Annotated in this window: 19 protein-coding genes; 7 read left to right on the top strand and 12 right to left on the bottom strand. The window is 73.4% G+C overall.

Annotated elements, in window-relative coordinates:
- Positions 1–267 precede the first annotated feature (267 nt).
- From bioD to bioB, 3 genes are read right to left on the bottom strand one after another with little or no spacing between them, the layout of a single operon-like run.
- Positions 268–996, bottom strand: a complete 729-nt coding sequence (bioD, locus tag GV126_RS04350; protein WP_159662846.1) for a dethiobiotin synthase — start codon at positions 994–996, stop codon at positions 268–270.
- A gap of 1 nt (position 997) precedes the next feature.
- Complete coding sequence (locus GV126_RS04345) at positions 998–2284, bottom strand: adenosylmethionine--8-amino-7-oxononanoate transaminase (RefSeq protein ID WP_159662844.1); 1287 nt, start codon at positions 2282–2284, stop codon at positions 998–1000.
- Entirely contained in the window at positions 2277–3470 is a 1194-nt protein-coding gene (gene bioB / locus GV126_RS04340) for a biotin synthase BioB (protein ID WP_159662842.1), read from the bottom strand. Before bioB ends, GV126_RS04345 begins: the two co-directional genes overlap by 8 nt.
- A gap of 148 nt (positions 3471–3618) precedes the next feature.
- On the opposite strand from bioB, the gene GV126_RS04335 reads away from it, so the two are divergent.
- On the top strand, positions 3619–4746 hold the full coding sequence (locus GV126_RS04335) for an 8-amino-7-oxononanoate synthase (protein ID WP_159662840.1): 1128 nt from the start codon (positions 3619–3621) through the stop codon (positions 4744–4746).
- 54 nt (positions 4747–4800) lie between these two features.
- On the opposite strand, the gene GV126_RS04330 is transcribed toward GV126_RS04335, so the two are convergent.
- Positions 4801–5031: a DUF397 domain-containing protein gene (locus GV126_RS04330; RefSeq protein WP_028423217.1), complete on the bottom strand. Its 231-nt coding sequence runs from the start codon at positions 5029–5031 to the stop codon at positions 4801–4803.
- Positions 5032–5058: 27 nt separating this feature from the next.
- On the bottom strand, positions 5059–5916 hold the full coding sequence (locus GV126_RS04325; RefSeq protein WP_159662838.1) for a helix-turn-helix domain-containing protein: 858 nt from the start codon (positions 5914–5916) through the stop codon (positions 5059–5061).
- Positions 5917–6177: 261 nt separating this feature from the next.
- On the opposite strand from GV126_RS04325, the gene GV126_RS04320 reads away from it, so the two are divergent.
- On the top strand, positions 6178–6636 hold the full coding sequence (locus GV126_RS04320; RefSeq protein WP_028423219.1) for an ATP-binding protein: 459 nt from the start codon (positions 6178–6180) through the stop codon (positions 6634–6636).
- Between the two features lie 95 nt (positions 6637–6731).
- On the opposite strand, the gene GV126_RS04315 is transcribed toward GV126_RS04320, so the two are convergent.
- From GV126_RS04315 to GV126_RS04305, 3 genes are all read right to left on the bottom strand, one after another.
- On the bottom strand, positions 6732–7205 hold the full coding sequence (locus GV126_RS04315) for a C40 family peptidase (RefSeq protein WP_159662836.1): 474 nt from the start codon (positions 7203–7205) through the stop codon (positions 6732–6734).
- A gap of 638 nt (positions 7206–7843) precedes the next feature.
- On the bottom strand, positions 7844–8149 hold the full coding sequence (locus GV126_RS04310) for a hypothetical protein (RefSeq protein ID WP_159662834.1): 306 nt from the start codon (positions 8147–8149) through the stop codon (positions 7844–7846).
- Positions 8150–8156: 7 nt separating this feature from the next.
- Complete coding sequence (locus GV126_RS04305) at positions 8157–8822, bottom strand: ClpP family protease (protein ID WP_159662832.1); 666 nt, start codon at positions 8820–8822, stop codon at positions 8157–8159.
- A 201-nt stretch (positions 8823–9023) separates the two neighbouring features.
- Here GV126_RS04305 and GV126_RS04300 point away from each other — a divergent pair, with 201 nt between their 5' ends.
- From GV126_RS04300 to GV126_RS04285, 4 genes are all read left to right on the top strand, one after another.
- Positions 9024–9377 carry an ANTAR domain-containing protein gene (locus tag GV126_RS04300; protein ID WP_159662830.1) on the top strand — a complete coding sequence of 118 codons (354 nt, stop codon included), beginning with the start codon at positions 9024–9026 and terminating at the stop codon, positions 9375–9377.
- Positions 9378–9524: 147 nt separating this feature from the next.
- Entirely contained in the window at positions 9525–9806 is a 282-nt protein-coding gene (locus GV126_RS04295) for a type II toxin-antitoxin system Phd/YefM family antitoxin (RefSeq protein WP_159662828.1), read from the top strand.
- A gap of 722 nt (positions 9807–10528) precedes the next feature.
- On the top strand, positions 10529–12097 hold the full coding sequence (locus tag GV126_RS04290; RefSeq protein WP_159673303.1) for an alpha/beta hydrolase: 1569 nt from the start codon (positions 10529–10531) through the stop codon (positions 12095–12097).
- A gap of 276 nt (positions 12098–12373) precedes the next feature.
- Positions 12374–12874, top strand: coding sequence for a MarR family winged helix-turn-helix transcriptional regulator (locus GV126_RS04285; RefSeq protein ID WP_159673301.1), 501 nt, complete (start codon positions 12374–12376; stop codon positions 12872–12874).
- Between the two features lie 20 nt (positions 12875–12894).
- Here the strand turns inward: GV126_RS04285 and GV126_RS04280 are convergent, their stop codons facing one another.
- The 4 genes from GV126_RS04280 to GV126_RS04265 form a co-directional block, all read right to left on the bottom strand.
- Positions 12895–13338 carry an anti-sigma regulatory factor gene (locus tag GV126_RS04280; protein ID WP_159662826.1) on the bottom strand — a complete coding sequence of 148 codons (444 nt, stop codon included), beginning with the start codon at positions 13336–13338 and terminating at the stop codon, positions 12895–12897.
- Positions 13338–13754 (bottom strand): STAS domain-containing protein, encoded by a 417-nt coding sequence (locus GV126_RS04275; RefSeq protein WP_159662824.1) that lies wholly within the window; start codon positions 13752–13754, stop codon positions 13338–13340. Before GV126_RS04275 ends, GV126_RS04280 begins: the two co-directional genes overlap by 1 nt.
- Complete coding sequence (locus GV126_RS04270; protein ID WP_159662822.1) at positions 13751–14647, bottom strand: STAS domain-containing protein; 897 nt, start codon at positions 14645–14647, stop codon at positions 13751–13753. The genes GV126_RS04275 and GV126_RS04270 overlap by 4 nt, the downstream gene beginning before the upstream one ends.
- Before the next feature lie 137 nt (positions 14648–14784).
- Entirely contained in the window at positions 14785–15957 is a 1173-nt protein-coding gene (locus GV126_RS04265; protein WP_159662820.1) for a PP2C family protein-serine/threonine phosphatase, read from the bottom strand.
- A 210-nt stretch (positions 15958–16167) separates the two neighbouring features.
- On the opposite strand from GV126_RS04265, the gene GV126_RS04260 reads away from it, so the two are divergent.
- The gene (locus tag GV126_RS04260) at positions 16168–16602 is read left to right on the top strand and encodes a MarR family winged helix-turn-helix transcriptional regulator (RefSeq protein WP_159662818.1); all 435 of its coding nucleotides are present in this window, start codon (positions 16168–16170) and stop codon (positions 16600–16602) included.
- Positions 16603–16906: the final 304 nt, after the last annotated feature.

Genomic DNA, 16906 nt, shown 5'->3' with positions numbered 1-16906 from the left:
GGCCCGACCCCGCCCCCCGGTCGGGGGGGTGGGGGCTCCCGGGGGGGCGGGCCCGCCCGACCACCACTTCCCCGCGGGTCCCCGCGCGTGGGCCGGGGGAGACGAGGGGGGAGCGGGGGGGGGCCGCGGGGAGGGGGGTACAGGCCGCGGGGGGGGGTACACGCGCCAAGCGGGCCGGGTACCCCCCCGCCGGCCGCCCGCGCCCCGGGCGCCGCGGCCCCCGCCCGGGCCGGTCTCGCTCGGCCGGAGGCCGCTCGCCATCCCCTCCTACGCCACCGGTTCCGGCATCTGCCGGGCCGTGAACGCCTCCGCCTCCCACGTGCCGTTCAGGCGGGGCGCCAGCCACTGCGGGGCGCCCGCCCGGAAAGAGGCGGGCGGCAGGGAGCCGGCGCCGTCGGGCAGCGCGCCCAGCAGCGGTGCCCCGGCCACCTGCGGCAGGTCGGCCACGTTGCAGCGGCAGGCCAGGTCGGGCTCGGCGGGCCAGCTGCCGATCACCACGCCGAGCAGGTCCAGCTCGCGCGAGCGCAGCTCACGGGCCGTCAGCTCGGTGGTGTTCAGGGTGCCGAGCCCGGCGGAGGCCACGACCAGGACGGGCGCGCGCAACTGCTGGGCCACGTCCGCGAGGGTCCCGCCCGCCTCGTCGAACCGGACGAGCAGGCCGCCCGCCCCCTCGACCAGCACCAGGTCGTGCTCGGCGGCCAGCTCGGCGGCGGCCCGCGCCACCTGCTGCGGACGCACCGCCGGGAGGCCGGCCCGGCGGGCCGCGGGCGCGGGCGCCAGCGGCCCCGGGTAGCGGGCGACCTCCGCCGTGGTCACCGCGCCGGCCAGCCGCGCCACCTCGGCGGCGTCCCCGCGCTCCTCAGGGCCCACACCCGTCTGCGCGGCCTTCAGCACGGCCACCGACCGTCCGGCGGCCAGCGCCGCCGCGGCGACCGCCGCCGTCGTGACGGTCTTGCCGACCTCCGCGCCCGTGCCCGTGATCACCAGTACCGGCATCTCATCCCTCCCGCGCCGCCGCGCACACGGCGCGTGCGATCCGTGCCACGTCCTCGTCACCGGTGACGTAGGGCGGCATCGTGTACACCAGGTCCCGGAACGGCCGCAGCCACACGCCCTCGCGCACGGCGGCCCGGGTCGCCGCCGTCATGTCCACCTCGTGGTCGAGCTGGACGACCCCGATGGCGCCGAGGACCCGTACGTCCCGCACACCGTCGAGCCGCGCGGCGGGCGCCAGGCCCTCCCGCAGGCCCGCCTCGATCCTCTTGACCTCCGCGCGCCAGTCCTGGCCGAGCAGCAGCTCGATCGAGGCGCAGGCCACGGCCGCCGCCAGCGGGTTGCCCATGAACGTCGGCCCGTGCGCCAGCACCGGCACCTCGCCGCGCGAGATCCCCTCGGCCACGCGCGCGGTGCACAGCGTCGCCGCCAGGGTGAGATAGCCGCCGGTCAGCGCCTTGCCCACGCACATCACGTCCGGCGTGACCGCCGCGTGCTCGGCCGCGAACAGCGCGCCGGTGCGGCCGAAGCCGGTGGCGATCTCGTCGAACACCAGCAGCACGTCGTGCGCGTCGCACGCCTCGCGCAGCACCCGCAGGTAGGCGGGGGAGTGGAAGCGCATGCCGCCCGCGCCCTGCACGACCGGCTCGACGATCACGGCGGCCAGTTCCCCGGCGTGCCGTTCGATCATCTCCCGCAGGTGGGCGGCGTACGCCTCCTCGTACGCGGCCGGCGGCGCCTGCGCGAACACCTGGCGCGGCAGGACGCCGGTCCACAGCTCGTGCATGCCGCCCTCGGGGTCGCACACGGACATCGGCTGCCAGGTGTCCCCGTGGTAGCCGCCCCGCCAGGTCAGCAGGCGCCGCTTGGCCGGGTGGCCCAGCGAACGCCAGTACTGCAGGCACATCTTGACGGCCACCTCGACCGAGACCGACCCGGAGTCGGCGAGGAAGACGTGCTCCAGGCCCTCGGGCGACAGGTCGACCAGGTGCTTGGCCAGGCGGACGGCGGGCTCGTGGGTGAGCCCGCCGAACATCACGTGGCTCATCCGCCCCAGCTGGGCCTGGGCGGCCTCGTTGAGGACCGGGTGGTTGTAGCCGTGGACGGCCGACCACCACGAGGACATGCCGTCGACCAACTCGCCCGCACCACCGGCCAGTTTCAGCCGGACCCCGCTCGCCGACTCCACGACGAGCGGTTCCTGGCGTCCGGGCATCGGACCGTAGGGGTGCCACACGTGCCGCCGGTCCAGGGCCAGCAGCTCCTCCACGGTCAGCGTGGGCTCAGGCATTGGGCGCGAGGTCCGTTCCGGCGCCCCGGCGGCGCACGGCGACCAGGTCCGGGCGCGGGTCGTGCGCCGACGGCGCCGGCGTCGCCGAGGACGCCGCGGGAGCGGAGGCGGCACCGGTGCCCGTGCCGCACACACCGCCCTCGTGGCAGCCACCGGAGGCGGTCTCCCGGCACCCGCCGGCGGCCCGGTGCTCCGGCAGCGTCACCTGGTCGGCGCCCTCCACCTCGAACCCGGCGTCCGCGATCATCTCCAGGTCGGCCTTGCCGGCCTGGCCCTCGCTGGTCAGGTAGTCGCCCAGGAAGATCGAGTTGGCCAGGTGCAGGGCGAGCGGCTGCATCGTGCGCAAGTGCACCTCGCGGCCGCCCGCGATGCGCACCTCCACGTCCGGGCAGACGAACCGGACCATGGCGAGGATCCGCAGGCAGCGCTGCGGGGTCAGGTTCCACTCCTTGGCGAGCGGGGTGCCCTCGAACGGGATGAGGAAGTTCACCGGAACGGAGTCCGGGTCCAGCGCGCGCAGCGCGAACACCACGTCCACCAGGTCCTCGTCGCTCTCGCCCATCCCGGCGATGAGCCCGGAGCAGGCGGACAGCCCGGCCGCGTGCGCCTTGTGCACCGTGTCCACCCGATCGGCGTAGGTGTGGGTGGTGGTGATGTCGCCGTACGTGGCCTCGGAGGTGTTGAGGTTGTGGTTGTAGGCGTCCGCGCCGGCCGCCCGCAGCCGCTCGGCCTGGCCGTCGGAGAGCAGCCCGAGGCAGGCGCAGACCTCGACGTCCGCGTGCTCGTCCTTGATGGCCTTGATGGTCTCGGAGACCCGGTCCACGTCGCGGTCGGTCGGCCCGCGTCCGCTGGCCACCAGGCACACCCGTTTGGCCCCGCCCGCGAGCCCGGCCGCTGCGGCCCTGGAGGCCTCCTCGGGCTTGAGCCAGGTGTACTTGAGGATGTCGGCCTTCGAGCCGAGCCGCTGGGAGCAGTAGGAGCAGTCCTCGGGGCACAGCCCGGACTTGAGGTTGACCAGATAGTTGAGTTTCACCCGCCGGCCGAACCAGTGGCGGCGCACCTTGCCGGCCGCCGCCACCACTTCGAGCAGGTCGTCATCGGAGGTGGCCAGCACGGCCAGAGCTTCTTCGCGGGTCGGCAGCTCGCGCCGAAGCCCCTTGTCCACCAGCGTGTTCAGCAGGTCCATGGGAGCCGATCCTGTCCTACGATGCGGCCCGCGGCCAAGGAGACTTCGTACAACGACACCCGGTTCGAGGTGTGGGTATTGCCACACGATGGGTGGGCGTCGTGCCCGCTAGTGTCTGTCCACTGCCTACAAAAACCCCGGAGGAGCCATGGCGTTCGGCTGGATCGACGAGCAGGCGGACGTGCGCCGCCGGGCCGGGCTTGGGCGCACGCTCCGGGCGCGGGCCGCCGACTCGCCGCTGCTGGACCTGGCGAGCAACGACTACCTGGGACTGGCCCGCCACCCCGAGGTCGTCGAGGGCGCGGTGGCCGCCGCGCGGACCTGGGGCGGCGGCGCCACCGGCTCCCGGCTGGTCACCGGCACCACCGAGCTGCACGGCGAACTGGAGCGCGAGCTGGCGGAGTTCTGCGGGGCCGAGGCGGCCCTGGTCTTCTCCTCCGGGTACGCCGCCAACCTCGCCGCGGTCACCGCGCTGGCGCCGCACGGCTCGCTGATCGTCTCCGACGCGGGCAACCACGCCTCGCTCATCGACGGCTGCCGGCTGGCCCGCGGCACCGTGCAGGTGGTCGGGCACGCCGATCCCGAGGCCGCGCGCAAGGCGCTCGGCACCCATGCGGGTCCGGCGGTCCTCGTCTCCGACACGGTGTTCTCGGTCGACGGGGACGCGGCCCCGCTCGCCGCACTCGCCGCCGCCTGCCGGGAGCACGGCGCGGGCCTGCTCGTCGACGACGCCCACGGGCTGGGCGTCCTCGGCGCCGGCGGCCGCGGCGCGGCGCACGCGGCCGGTCTCGCGGGCGCCGACGACGTGGTGGTCACCGCCACGCTGTCGAAGTCGTTCGGCAGTCAGGGCGGTGTCGTGCTGGGCCCGGCCCGGGTCGTCGACCACCTGGTCAACGCGGCCCGGACGTTCATCTTCGACACGGGCCTCGCGCCCGCGGCGGTGGGCGCGGCCCTGGCCGCGCTGCGGCTGCTGCGCCGCGAGCCGCACCGCGCGGCCAGGGCCCGCGCGGTGGCCCGCGACCTGCACACGCGCCTGATCGCCGCGGGGCTCGACGCGGTGCGGCCGGACGCCGCCGTGGTCTCGGTGCGCGCCCCGTCCCCGCAGACGGCCGTCCGGTGGGCGGCCGACTGCCGCGCGGCGGGCCTGGCCGTGGGCTGTTTCCGTCCTCCTTCCGTGCCCGACGGCGTGTCACGGCTCAGGCTGACCGCCCGCGCGGATCTGTCCGAGGCGCAGATCGAACGCGCTGTACGAGTGATCGGCGACACGCGACCATGAGTCGGCGTGACACGGCCGTGCGGCGCCGGATGCGGAGGTGACCGACGGGGTGGTTCAGATGCGGTGCACCGCGGCCGTGAAGCGGGCCCAGCTGCCGGGGGAGAACAGCAGCGCCGGCCCGGCCGGGGCCTTGGAGTCGCGCACGGCGAGCAGCCCGGCGCCCGGCCCGGTGGCCGGCCGGGCCGTCTCGACGCAGTTGTTCGCGCCCGTGCTGTAGCTGCTGCGCAGCCACCGCACACCGTGCAGTTCGGTGCTGGAGAGTACGTTCCGCGGTAGAGCAGACATGGTGCCTCCTTACGCGGTTGCACGCCGTCACCCGTCCTGGTGTATCCCGGCGATGAATTCCAACGAGTCCTCGATCGACAACGCGTGGAACCGAAGGGTGTCGAAGGCCTCCGTGTAGGCCTCCAGGTCTTCTTTCCGTTCCAGATGGAGGCTACTCGTCAAGTGGTCGAGAACCACCACGTCCAGATCAGAAGTGTTCGAAAAAGAGAAGATAACGAAAGGGCCGGTGACGCCGATGTGCGCCCCGGCCGAGAACGGCAGCACCTGCAGCCGCACTTGGGGCAGCCGCGCCGCCTGCGCCAGCCGCTCCAGCTGACGCGCCATGACCTCCGGGCCGCCGACCTGACGGCGCAGCACCGCCTCGTCCAGCACCGCGTCCAGGTGCAGCGGCGGATCGGCCCGCAGCACGCCCTGCCGGGCCAGCCGCACCTCCACCAGCGCGTCCAGCCGCTCCTCGTCGAGCCCGTCCACCGCGGCCCGGGTCACCGCACGGGCGTACTCGGGGGTCTGCAGCAGCCCGGGGACCACCGTGGTCTCCAGGGTGCGCATGCCGGTGGCCTGGGACTCCAGGCTGATGAAGTCCCGGTAGGTCGGCGGCAGCACCCCGCGGTAGGCGTGCCACCAGGGGTGGCGGTCGTCGTCGCCGGAGGCCGCCAACGCCAGCAGAAGCTCGCGCAGTTGGGTGTCGTCGACCGCGTACGCGTCGAGCAGTAACCGGACGTCGGACGGTTTCACGCCGCTGGTGCCGGTCTCGATCCGGCTCACCTTGGACTGGTGCCAGCCCACCAGCCGGGCCGCCTCGCCACTGGTGAGGCCGGCCGTGGTGCGCAGCGCACGCAGTTCCGCGCCCAGCTTGCGCCGGCGCACCGCGGGACCGTGCTGCATCGACTGCTCCTTTACTCCCTCAGGGCGGCGGGGGCCACGGACTCGATCACGGCATCGGCGCGTTGCACAGGCCCGCGTCACATACGGTCCGCCGTGGCAGAGTTCACCGCTTCGAGCGACAGATATATGCATATCTTGGTGGATCGCCACCGTGACCGGCCCGGTGGTGGCAGTCTGACGGCGAAGCACCAGTCCGGGACCGTACTCGAACCATCCGCTCCCCGTCGGACCGCGGTCCCGTGGGAAAGGGACGACCTCGCCATGGCAGACCATCTGGAAGCATCCGTCACTCTGCCGAGCGCTCCCGCCTCGGTGTCCGCCGCCCGCGCCTATGCCGTGGGCACCCTCGCGGAGTGGGGTCTGCCCTCGGACTCGGACACCGCCGACACCGTGCGGCTCATCGTCTCCGAACTCGCCACCAACGCCGTGCAGCACACCTTGGGGCAGTCCCCCACCTTCACCGTGGCCCTCGCCCTCGAGCGCGACGAACAGCTGCGCATCGGTGTGACCGACAGCCATCCGCGATGGCCCAGACGACTGCCGGCCGCCGTCCAGCAGGACAACGGCCGGGGTCTGGTGATCATCCGCTGGCTCACCGCCGAGTGCGGCGGCCGGCTGACCGTGCGGCCCACGCGCGAGGGCGGCAAGACGGTCGTCATCGAAATCCCCTGGACGCTCGGGGACCGCCCGGTCACCACGGCGGCCGGGCAGGAGCCGTAGGAACCGGGGGGCGTGCGCGGCCCGGGTGCGGTGACCGCGCTCCCCGGCGCCGTCACCGCACCCGGACGGGGTCCGCCGACCCGCGCCCGAAGGGGTCAGTTGACCCGGCCGTACCAGACGCTCCTGGTCCAGATCTTCTCCAGCTTGACCACGGTCCCGGTGTGCGGCGCGTGCCAGATCTTGCCGCTGCCCGCGTAGATGCCGACGTGGTACACGTTCGAACCCGAGTGGAAGAACACCAGGTCGCCGGCGCGGCGGCTGCGCGCGGAGATGTGGCGGGGCTTGTTGTACTGCTGGGCGGCCGTGCGGGGCAGCTTCTTGCCCGCCTTCTTGAACGAGTACAGGGTGAGCCCGGAGCAGTCGAACCTCCGCGGGCCGGTCGCTCCCCACTGGTAGGGGGAGCCCTTCTTGGACGCGGCGATCTGGAGCGCCTTCGTCGCCAAGGTCGCGGCCGAGGCGTCGTTCGCCGCTCCGGGGATCACGATCGAGCCCCCGACGGCGGCGAGGGTGAGGGCCGAGGCCGTGCCGGCGCGGGCCATGAGGGACGGGACACGATTGAGCGCAGTCATGCGCAACCCTTCGTCAGCCGCCTGTGAAGGATGACCTGTCGGATTCGGGCTGGCGAAGTAGCCCGGCCGCGGCAAGCGGCTTCACCCCAAGGGCCCGCCCGGCCCGGTCATGGCGTGACCGTTCCGGCGACCCGTCGTGCTCGGGTCCTCCACTCCTGCCGATCCACTGCAGTCGACCGGTCATCCGGGCGGCGGCAGGACTCGGCGTCCGCCCGGACCGCCCCGCCGCGGTGGCGGGGGCTTGTCGTCAGACACGGATCTTGACCTACGGATGTCTGAAAATCCCAACGGAGCCGGAGATTTGTGTCGTTACTCACCACTCGCCCGTTCGAGTGGACATCCGTGCGTGCGGACGATCAACGGCTCTGACGACGCCCCCCGCGACCAGCACCGGAGTCCCTCGTTCCGCCACCTGACGCGGCGGCGGCCCGCAACCGGAACGCGGCGCGGGGGCGGGACCCTTCTCCACCGAAAGGCGGTACCGCGGTTGGTCCGTTCCGGCGTCCTGAGGCGCTCGCGAGTCCCCTCGCCCCGGGTCGTGTGCCCTTCGCCCCGTCCCGCCGGACCCGTCGGCCACCGTAACGGGGGCCGGCGCGCGCACGGCCTCGGCCACGGCGCGGGGGCGGGCCGACGGCTGGTCAGCCGGTGCGTGCGGGCGGCACGGTGACCTGGGCCGTGCGGCGTTCGCCGTCCAGGGTCCGCAGCGCCCGGGCCAGCGTGGCCGTGTGCAGTTCCGTCTCGCCCCGCTCGTACATGACGGCCAGCGCGTCGCGCAGCTCGGCCGCCCGGGTGACGAGCGCCTGAGCGGCCCTCAGGCTGCGGTAGGTGTGCTCGCCGCGGCCGGGGTTGATCCGGCCGAGCAGGGCCACGACGTCGAGGTAGCGGTCGACGAGGTCCGCCTCGGCCCGGGTCAGGGCCGGCAGCGGCGGCGGTTCGGGGAGCATCGGCGCCTCACCCCGCGTCCGGCGCGGTGGGCGTGCCCCTGCGGGCGGGCAGGACCCGGTCCACCAGCCCGTGGGCCAGCGCGCCCCGGGCGTCCAGCACCGTCTCCCGGTCGAGGTCGGCCCGCACCTGCTCCGGGGTCCGTCCGGTGTGCTCCACCAGCATCTCCTCCACGCGGTCGCGGACGCGGACCAGCTCGCCGGCCCGGATCGCCAGGTCGTCCGCCCGGCCCTGAAGCGGTGCCTCGGCGACCGGCTGCCGCAGCACCACCCGGGCGCCGGGCAGGGCGGCCCGCTTGCCCGGGGTGCCCGCGGCGAGCAGCACGGCGGCGGTCGAGACCGCTTGTCCCAGGCAGAACGTCGCCACGTCGCAGGAGAGGTACGCCATGGTGTCGCGGATCGCGGTCATGGCGCTGAACGGGCCGCCGGGGGAGTTGATGTACAGCGACACCTCCCGGTCCGGATCGAGGTGCTCGAGGTGGATGAGCTGGGCGACGACGTCGTTCGCCGCGGTGTCGTCCAGCGGCGTGCCCAGCAGGACGATCCGCTCCCGCAGCAGCTCGTCGTACGGATCCAGGGTCCGCCGGCCCGCGCCGGTGTGCTCGGTGAACTCCGGCAGGACGCCGTGGACCAAGGGGCCCCGGGGCGTCTGGCGAGCGGACGGGAAGGGGGTCATGACGCACACCTCCATGCGGCTGCGGCTGCGGCTGCGCCGGCTCCGGCGGAGCGGGCTCTGTACAAAATGTACAGGACGTACCTCCTGGGGCGGGGGTGGACGGCAGATGCGTTCGCCCGTTCGGCTTCCGGTCGTGCGCCGGGTGCTCCTGACGCAAGCTGGAGATGGAACTCCGGCCGCTCGACGCCCCAGGGGATCTCCATGGCGTTCTTCGCGATGTCCCGGCGACATCCCCTCCAGCCGCTGTCCGTCACTGACCTGGTGCTGGAGCACGAGCGGCTGCACGAGGAGATCGACCAGCTGCAGCGCGCCCTCACCTCGCACGCCGTGATCGACCAGGCCATCGGCGCAGTGGTGGCCTTCGGGCGGATGCCGCCCGAGGATGCCTGGCTGGTCCTGCGGGAGGTGTCCCAGCGCACCAACACCAAGGTGCGCACCGTGGCCGAGCACGTCCTGAAGTTCGCTCAGGGCGGCGCCCTGCCGGACACCGAGCTGGAGGAGCTGAAGCGCGCACTCGCCCGCCGCGCGACGCACGTGCCCGCGGGCCGTTCGTAGGCGTCGGGATCGGTTGCGGGCGTCCGTAGGCGGTCGGCCCGCCCGCGGGCGTCGGGGCCGGTCGGGGCCGTTCACGGGGCATCGGGGCCGGTCGAGGGGCTGGCGCAGGCCCGGAGCGGATCCGGGGTCGCCCCGTAAGGTGGGGGTATGGCCTACGAGATTCCGGTGACGCAAGCCAGGGCTGAGCTGGCCGACCTGATCAACCGGGTGGTCTACGGCGGTGAACGCGTCGTGGTCACGCGGCACGGCAAGCCCCTGGTCGCCCTGGTCTCCGCCGCCGACCTGCAGCGGCTCGAGGAGTGCGAGCAGGCCCCCGAGGACCAGCCGGTGATCGGCACGGTCTCCCATGTCGGGGAGGTGTCCTCGGCCCCGGCCGAGCAGCGCAACTTCGGCATCACGGCGCAGTACCGGGGGCCGCAGACCCGCTAGGGGCTGTCCGGCGGATCATGCCGCAGACGCGGGGCGTGGCACTCCCCCAAGCTCTTCGAGCAGGGGGTACCCCCAGGCGGCGTTGTCGTCCCTCGCCGACGCTCCCCCACGCTCGGCTTCGCTCGCGCGGGGGCCCCACCGTCGACTCCTCCTCCGCCTTGCACAAGGGACGCACCATGCCCCGCTCACCTGAGGAGATCACTCGCCGTGAGTTCCCCGCGACTTGATCCGCCGGACAGGCCCCAGGGCCGCCGGCGCGCTCCCGGCCGGCGCCCGTCCCCGCAACCCTGCTCACGCGGCGCCCGTCCCCGCAACACTGCTCACGCGGCGCCCGCCCCCGCCGTGACACCAGCCGTACCGGCGGCAGCCCCGCCGTCGACGTGGCCCCCGCCCGGGTGCGGGGCGAGGGCGCGTGCCTGCTCCCGCCGGCCGGCCCGCCCGGCCGTGCCGGTCGGCGAGGGAGGGCCGGCTGCGGCCGTCGCGCCCGGCTGCCGGACGGGGCGTCGCCGGCCGCGCCGGGGTGAGGAGCACCGGCCGACCGGGGACGGCGCCCGGCCGGATCTCCGCTGAGCGGAACACGCCGCCTCGGTTATCGGATTGGCAAAGAAGGTCAACGCCCTCTGTTCTCAGACACCTCACAGCCGGAAGGATCCGCGTACCGGATTCGCAACGATGTGCGGGGAGGGCCCAACTTGAGGGACATCAGACCGAAGAGCCGGATCATGGCGCTCGGTTCGGCCGGGGTGCTGGTCACGGCCACCCTGATAGCCGGCGCCGTGGCGGCTCCCGCGGCGAGCGCCGACAGCCGCCAGGGCCAGGACCGCGAGGCGCGCGGCGCCGCGATCGCCGCCGCCCGCGCCGCCGAGGCCGGGATCGACTGGCAGGACTGCCCCGCCGACTGGGGGCTGGCCAAGCCCATCCAGTGCGGCTGGGTCTCGGTCCCGCTCGACTACGCCGACCCCTACGGCAAGCAGATCAAGCTCGCCGTGGACCGCATCGGCAACACCGGCACGCCGCAGGAGCGCCAGGGCGCCCTCGTCTACAACCCGGGCGGCCCCGGTGGCTCCGGCCTGCGGTTCCCGGCCCGGGTCACCTCCAAGAACCCCGTGTGGGCGAACGTGGCGAAGGCCTACGACTTCGTCGGCTTCGACCCGCGCGGCGTCGGCCACTCGGCGCCCATCTCCTGCATGGACCCGCAGGAGTACGTCAAGGCGCCCAAGATGGACCCGGTGCCCGACTCCGAGGCCGACAAGCTCGCCCAGCGCAAGCTGGCCCGCGAGTACGCCGACGGCTGCCTGGACCGCACCGGCCGTGCGATGCTGCAGCAGATGACCACGCCGAACACCGCTCGTGACCTGGACGTCATCCGGGCCGCCCTCGGCGAGAAGAAGATCAACTACCTCGGCGTGTCCTACGGCACCTACCTCGGCGCCGTCTACGGCACGCTGTTCCCGGGCCATGTGCGCCGGATGGTCGTTGACAGCGTCGTCAACCCGGACCGGGACAACATCTGGTACGAGGCCAACCTCAACCAGGACATCGCCTTCGAGGGCCGCTGGAAGGACTGGGAGGACTGGGTCGCCAAGAACGACGCCGCCTTCCACCTGGGCACCACCCGCGACGCCGTCCAGGCCAAGTGGCTCCAGCTGCGGGCCACCGCCAAGAAGAACCCGATCGGCGGGGCGGTCGGCCCGGCCGAGCTGCTCGCCTTCTTCCAGAGCGCCCCGTACTACGACTCCTCCTGGGTGCCGGTCGCCACGGTGTTCAGCAAGTACGTCGCCGGTGACACCCAGGCGCTCGTCGACGCCGCCGCCCCTGACATGTCCGACATCGCGGGCAACATCTCCTCGGAGAACGGCAACGCCGTCTACACGGCCGTGGAGTGCACCGACGCCAAGTGGCCCACCAGCTGGCGCAAGTGGGACCGGGACAACACGCGGCTCAACGCCCAGTACCCCTTCCTGACCTGGTCCAACGCCTGGATGAACCTGCCGTGCGCGACCTGGCCGGTCAAGCAGCAGACCCCGGTGAACGTCCGTACCGGCAAGGGCCTGCCGCCGGTGCTGATCGTGCAGTCCACGCGGGACGCCGCCACCCCGTACGAGGGTGCCGTCGAACTGCACCAGCGGTTCCAGGGCTCCCGGCTGATCACGGAGAAGGACGCGGGCTCGCACGGTGTCACCGGCCTGGTCAACCCGTGCATCAACGACCGGGTGGACACCTACCTGCTCACCGGCCGGGTGGACCGGACGGACGTGACCTGCGGTCCGCACGCCACGCCCAAGCCGTGACGGACACCCCCACCCGCTGAGAGGGCGGCCGGACCATCCGGCCGCCCTTTCGCCGTGCCGGGACGACCGCCCCCGCGTCCTGCCGAGCGTGCGCGGGGCGTCCCGGTCAACCGGCCGACGGTTCTGTTGCGTTGGTACGGGAACCCGGCCGTGCCGCTCGGCCCGAGTCCCTGCGACGGCTCGGCCGGCGGGTGCTTGCCCGGAGAGTCTTCGGGTACGGCGTTGGGGTGAGAGTGGTATCCGGAGGGGCAGGGGATTACGGAAAGCGATGTGTTCGTGACTCGTCTCGGTGGGTTCGGGGACGACCAGGCAGGTCGGGCAGGTGACGATTCCCTGTCCCTCGCGCTGGAGATCGCCGATGCCGTGGACAGTCTCGCGGACCTGTGGTCAGTGGCCGCGCAGGGCGCGAGCCTGCGGCTGTCGCCGCACCAGTTGCGGGCCTTGCGGATCCTGGAGGCGGCGCCGGGACTCAACCTCACCGCTCTGGCGGAGAGCCTGGAGACAGGGCTGCCGACGGCCAGTCGGTTGTGCGACCGGCTGGAGGCGGCCGGTCTGCTCGAGCGTGCGCTGCACCCGCACAAGCGGCGTGAGGTGCGGCTGAGCCTGACCGGGCACGGCCTGCAGGTGCTGGGCGAGGTCGCCGCGCGCAGGTCGCAGGCGCTGGCGGCGGTGCTCGCGGCCATGGACGCGGCCGAGCGGGCCGCGCTGAGTCGCGGCCTGCGCGGCTTCCTGGCCGCCCAGGACGGCGGCGCCCCGGGAGCGGTCCCCGGGTCCTGAGCTGATCTTCCGCACCCTGCTCACGGCGCGCCCGCGCGGGGCGAGGGCAGATCGCGGAGCCAGTCGGTGACGGTGACGGTGGTGCCCTGGCCGGGCCGACTGTCGACGGTGAGTTCCTGGACGAGCCGTTTCGTCCCGCTGAGGCCCATTCCCAGGCCGCTGCCCGTGGTGTAGCCGTCGGTCATGGCCAGGTCGACGTCCCGGATGCCGGGACCGGCGTCGACGAAGGCCAGCCGCAGACCGCGCCTGGCCCCGTCCGTCAGGGGTGTGATCTCCAGGTGCCCGCCACCGCCGTGCACGAGGGTGTTGCGGGCCAGTTCGCTGGCCGCGGTCACCAGCTTCGTCAGCTGCACCAGGCTGAAACCGAGGTCGGCAGCGGCCTGGCGCACCTGCTGGCGGGCCCGGGCCAGATCCGCGTCCGAGCCGAGGGACAGGCGCGTGGACGAGACGAGTGGGGCATGCATCAAGCACCCTCTTCCGGGCGAGCGGGCGGGGCCGGTGAGGGAGCGGCGCCGAGCAGGGACAGTGGCCGGGCGACGTCCGGGGCGGTGACCAGGTCCGGCAGCGTCAGGCCCGGCTCCACCAGGGCGACGGCGACCGCGGGGGGCATGCCGGCCAGGACGGTCCGGGCGTCCGGCAGGCGGGCACCGGCGGCGATCTCCGCCAGGACGCCCCCGAGGAAGGAGTCGGCGATGTCGACTCCCGAGAGGTCGCTCACGACACCGCCCACCGGCACCGGGGTGTGGGCGACGCGACGGGCGATGTCCTGCTGGAGCTGTTCGGCCGCCCCGTCGTGCGGCTCTCCTTGCGGGGTGACCGGCGGGACGTCACCCGGCGCCAGGACCGGTACCGGGCCGGCGCGGCCCGCGAAGGCGGTCATCGCGGGTTCGTTCCCGCAGGGGGACCGGGTGAGACGACGATGCCCTGCTGGGCGAGCGCGTAGGCCAGGGCGTCGGCGAGGCCGGTCCGGGTGATGATCGTTCCGAGATCGATGCCGAGGTGCACGATGGTCTGCGCGATCGCCGGGCGGATACCGGAGACGATGCACTCCGCGCCCATCAGACGGGCTGCGGCGACCGTCTTCATCAGGTGCTGGGCCACGAGCGAGTCGACGGTCGGGACGCCGGTGATGTCGAGGATGGCGTACCGGGCGCGCCTGCTGACGATCGCTTCCAGCAGGCTCTCCATCACGACCTGGCTGCGGGCGCTGTCCAGGGTGCCGATCAGCGGCACGGCGACGATGCCCTCCCACAGGCTGATGACGGGAGTGGTCATCTCCAGCAGCTGCTCGCGCTGCCGGGCGATCAGGTCCTCGCCCGCGCTCACCGACGTCTCCATGACCACCAGGCGCAGCGTGCCCGTCAGGAGCGTCAGCGCGAGCAGGCACGCGTGAGCGTCCTCGCCGGCCGGGTCCTCGAACTCGGCCCGCAGCAGTGCCGCCGCCGGTTCACGCAGCTCGGCGACCTGGTCGGTGATCTGTGCGGGGCTGTGCCCGGCCCGCGCCCGGGCGGCGGCCATCCGCCCGAGCAGGTCTCTGACGCTCTCGAAGCCCGCGGCCCGCAGATCTTCCAGCCGCCCGGAACGGGCCACGTCGGCCAGGGCGTCCACCACAACCTTGCCCGCCTCGACGGCCTCGTCCCGGGAAACGGTGAAGACCGTGCGGAAGAGGGCGGCGTCCGCCCACCGCTGGGCGATCTGCTCGCGGCGCCGCTGAAGGAAGCCGCTCAGCCACTGGGCCGGGTCGAGGGCCGTGCCGTGCTCCGCCACCTGCATCGTCTCCCTGCTGCGAGGCTGTGCGGCCCACCCGTCGGAGAGCGGAGAGCCATGTGGCAATTATTGCCGCATGACAAACGTTAGCGCGGGGCGGTGGGGGGAACAACACACGATCCTCACCTGGGCGAGCGCGCGCCTCAGGGGCGCGGCGGCCTTCCGTGCCAGTCCAGGCACACCACCAGGGCGTCGTCGTCCGGGACGGCCTTGCCGCGATGCCCCGTCAGCTCCCGCAGGATGGCGCGCGGCACCTCGGCGGCGGGCAGCAGCCGGGTGGAGTGGATGGCCCGGGCCAGGGCCGCGTCCCCGTACGCCTCGCCCTTCGGGGAGGCCACGGCGTGGACGCCGTCGCTGACGAAGACGAGCCGGTCGCCGGGTTCGACGTGGAAGTCCTGGGCCACGTAGTCCGTCTCCTCGAACATGCCCAGGGGCAGCTGGGCCTCGAAGGAGAGCCGCTCCAGGGTGCCGTCGCGCAGCCGCAGCAGCTGCGGGGAGCCGGCGTCCACGACGCTCGCGCGGCCGGTGGTCAGGTCGAAGTCGAACATCAGGACCGACAGGTAGCAGCGGCCCTGGTAGTGCGCGTACACGGCCTGGTCGGCCAGGGCGGCCTGGTCGGCGATGGAGATGCCGGCGCGCCGGGCGTTGCGCAGCGCGTTGACGGCCAGGTTGGTCAGCAGGGACGCCTCTATGCCCTCGCCCATCCCGTTGGTGACGTACAGCGTCAGGCGGTCGGCGGTGGCGGACCAGTCGAAGTTGTCACCGAAGATCGCGTAGGCGGGCTCCAGCTGGGCCCCCAGCTCGTACTCGGGGCGGGAGCAGGAGCGGCCGGGCAGCATCTGCCACTGCATCTCGGCGGCCAGGGTGAGCCGGTCCTTGCGGCGCGCCTGCAGATACAGGTCGGTGTCCCGCTCGGCCACGACCACCTCGTGCCCCAGCACGTCGGCGATCTCGGCGAGTTCGGGCTCCCACCGGCGCGCGGCGTCGCTGCCGGGCAGGGTCACGGACAGCACCCCGAGCCGGTCGCCCCGCACGCTGACCGGCAGGTGCAGCCGCGCCCGTCCGTCCCGCACCTCCTCGCGGTACGGCCGCTGCGAGCCGAAGGCCCGGCCGGCCGGGCTGTTGTGGACCGGGAGCGGCTCCAGCGTGTGCGGCAGCACCGACACCGGCTGCAGCACGCTCACCCCGTAGTCGGCCAGGTACAACTCGACGTTCTCCGCGCCGTACTGCTCGATCAGCACGGCGCGGACTGCGTCGAGCAACTCGTGGGGAGCCGCTGTGCGCAGCGCGCGTTCAGCGGCCACAAATCTGTTCATGAGGAGCTATGCACCGATCCTTCCCGGACACCGTGGACGCCGCACCCGCGAATCGAGCCGCGCGTGGGCCGCGTCGGCCATGGCCGCGTCGGCCACCCCGAGCCCTCTGTTATCCCGCGCGGCGCCTAGTACGCTGACAGGCACCCCAGTGCCTGCGAAAGTGTGACTGTGACTGCCTTCCGCCGCCCAGAGCCCGATGAGGTCGCGCGTGTGACCACGACGGCCGTCGAGCTGCTGGAAGTCGTGTGGGGGCGGGCCTCCACCGCGCCCACCTCCGCGTCCCAGCTGCGGGTGCTGCACATCCTTGAGCACCACGACGGCATCAACCTGCGCACCCTCGCCGAGTCCCTCGCGTCCACCCCGCCGTCGACCAGCCGGCTGTGCGACCGGCTGCAGGCCGCGGGCTTCGTCGAGCGGGTGCTCAGCGCGCAGGACCGGCGCGAGGTGCGGTTGCGACTCAGTGGCCGCGGCCGTGCCTTCCTCGCCGACCTGCGCGCCCGCCGGGAGCGGGAACTGCGGAAGGTGCTCGCGGACGTGCCCGCCGACAAGCGGGTCGCGCTGCTGGAGGGGCTGGAGGCGTTCTGCGCCGCCGCGGCCACGCAGATACACGACGATGCCCCGGACTCCGGCAGCCGGACTGCCTGACGCCTCCATCGCGGCACCGGCCTCGTCTTTCGGTGAGGGTGGCCCGCACACGGAGCGGTCTGCGTCCACCGGAACATTCCAGGTCCTTCCCCCGCACGCCCGACACGGCTACTTTGTTGCCTCACGACTATTGTTGTCAAACGACAACAAATGGCAGTGTGGCCCCGATCAGCCCTTACCCGACTCCGGTTACCCCGCCGTGGCGCGTTTCTGCGGTGACTGTGCGCCATGTCTCGCGGGCGGGGGCCGTGGCGGACGTCCCGAGCCGTCGCGGAGCGGTGCGCGGGGCGGCGCACGGCGGGGA

It is taken from the genome of Streptomyces mexicanus, assembly GCF_902506575.1.
Classification (GTDB): domain Bacteria; phylum Actinomycetota; class Actinomycetes; order Streptomycetales; family Streptomycetaceae; genus Streptomyces; species Streptomyces mexicanus.
This window is presented reverse-complemented; position numbering and strand designations above follow the sequence as displayed.

Bases quoted from the DNA above. Each gene is read 5' to 3' on its own strand.
- GV126_RS04325 (WP_159662838.1), bottom strand. From the start codon at position 5,916: ATGCAGCACGGTCCCGCGGTGCGCCGGCGCAAGCTGGGCGCGGAACTG.
- GV126_RS04305 (WP_159662832.1), bottom strand. From the start codon at position 8,822: ATGACCCCCTTCCCGTCCGCTCGCCAGACGCCCCGGGGCCCCTTGGTC.
- GV126_RS04330 (WP_028423217.1), bottom strand. From the start codon at position 5,031: ATGTCTGCTCTACCGCGGAACGTACTCTCCAGCACCGAACTGCACGGT.
- bioB (WP_159662842.1), bottom strand. From the start codon at position 3,470: ATGGACCTGCTGAACACGCTGGTGGACAAGGGGCTTCGGCGCGAGCTG.
- GV126_RS04315 (WP_159662836.1), bottom strand. From the start codon at position 7,205: ATGACTGCGCTCAATCGTGTCCCGTCCCTCATGGCCCGCGCCGGCACG.
- GV126_RS04265 (WP_159662820.1), bottom strand. From the start codon at position 15,957: ATGAACAGATTTGTGGCCGCTGAACGCGCGCTGCGCACAGCGGCTCCC.
- GV126_RS04275 (WP_159662824.1), bottom strand. From the start codon at position 13,754: ATGACCGCCTTCGCGGGCCGCGCCGGCCCGGTACCGGTCCTGGCGCCG.
- GV126_RS04345 (WP_159662844.1), bottom strand. From the start codon at position 2,284: ATGCCTGAGCCCACGCTGACCGTGGAGGAGCTGCTGGCCCTGGACCGG.
- GV126_RS04290 (WP_159673303.1), top strand. From the start codon at position 10,529: ATGGCGCTCGGTTCGGCCGGGGTGCTGGTCACGGCCACCCTGATAGCC.
- GV126_RS04300 (WP_159662830.1), top strand. From the start codon at position 9,024: ATGGCGTTCTTCGCGATGTCCCGGCGACATCCCCTCCAGCCGCTGTCC.
- GV126_RS04335 (WP_159662840.1), top strand. From the start codon at position 3,619: ATGGCGTTCGGCTGGATCGACGAGCAGGCGGACGTGCGCCGCCGGGCC.
- bioD (WP_159662846.1), bottom strand. From the start codon at position 996: ATGCCGGTACTGGTGATCACGGGCACGGGCGCGGAGGTCGGCAAGACC.
- GV126_RS04320 (WP_028423219.1), top strand. From the start codon at position 6,178: ATGGCAGACCATCTGGAAGCATCCGTCACTCTGCCGAGCGCTCCCGCC.
- GV126_RS04295 (WP_159662828.1), top strand. From the start codon at position 9,525: ATGGCCTACGAGATTCCGGTGACGCAAGCCAGGGCTGAGCTGGCCGAC.
- GV126_RS04280 (WP_159662826.1), bottom strand. From the start codon at position 13,338: ATGCATGCCCCACTCGTCTCGTCCACGCGCCTGTCCCTCGGCTCGGAC.
- GV126_RS04310 (WP_159662834.1), bottom strand. From the start codon at position 8,149: ATGCTCCCCGAACCGCCGCCGCTGCCGGCCCTGACCCGGGCCGAGGCG.
- GV126_RS04270 (WP_159662822.1), bottom strand. From the start codon at position 14,647: ATGCAGGTGGCGGAGCACGGCACGGCCCTCGACCCGGCCCAGTGGCTG.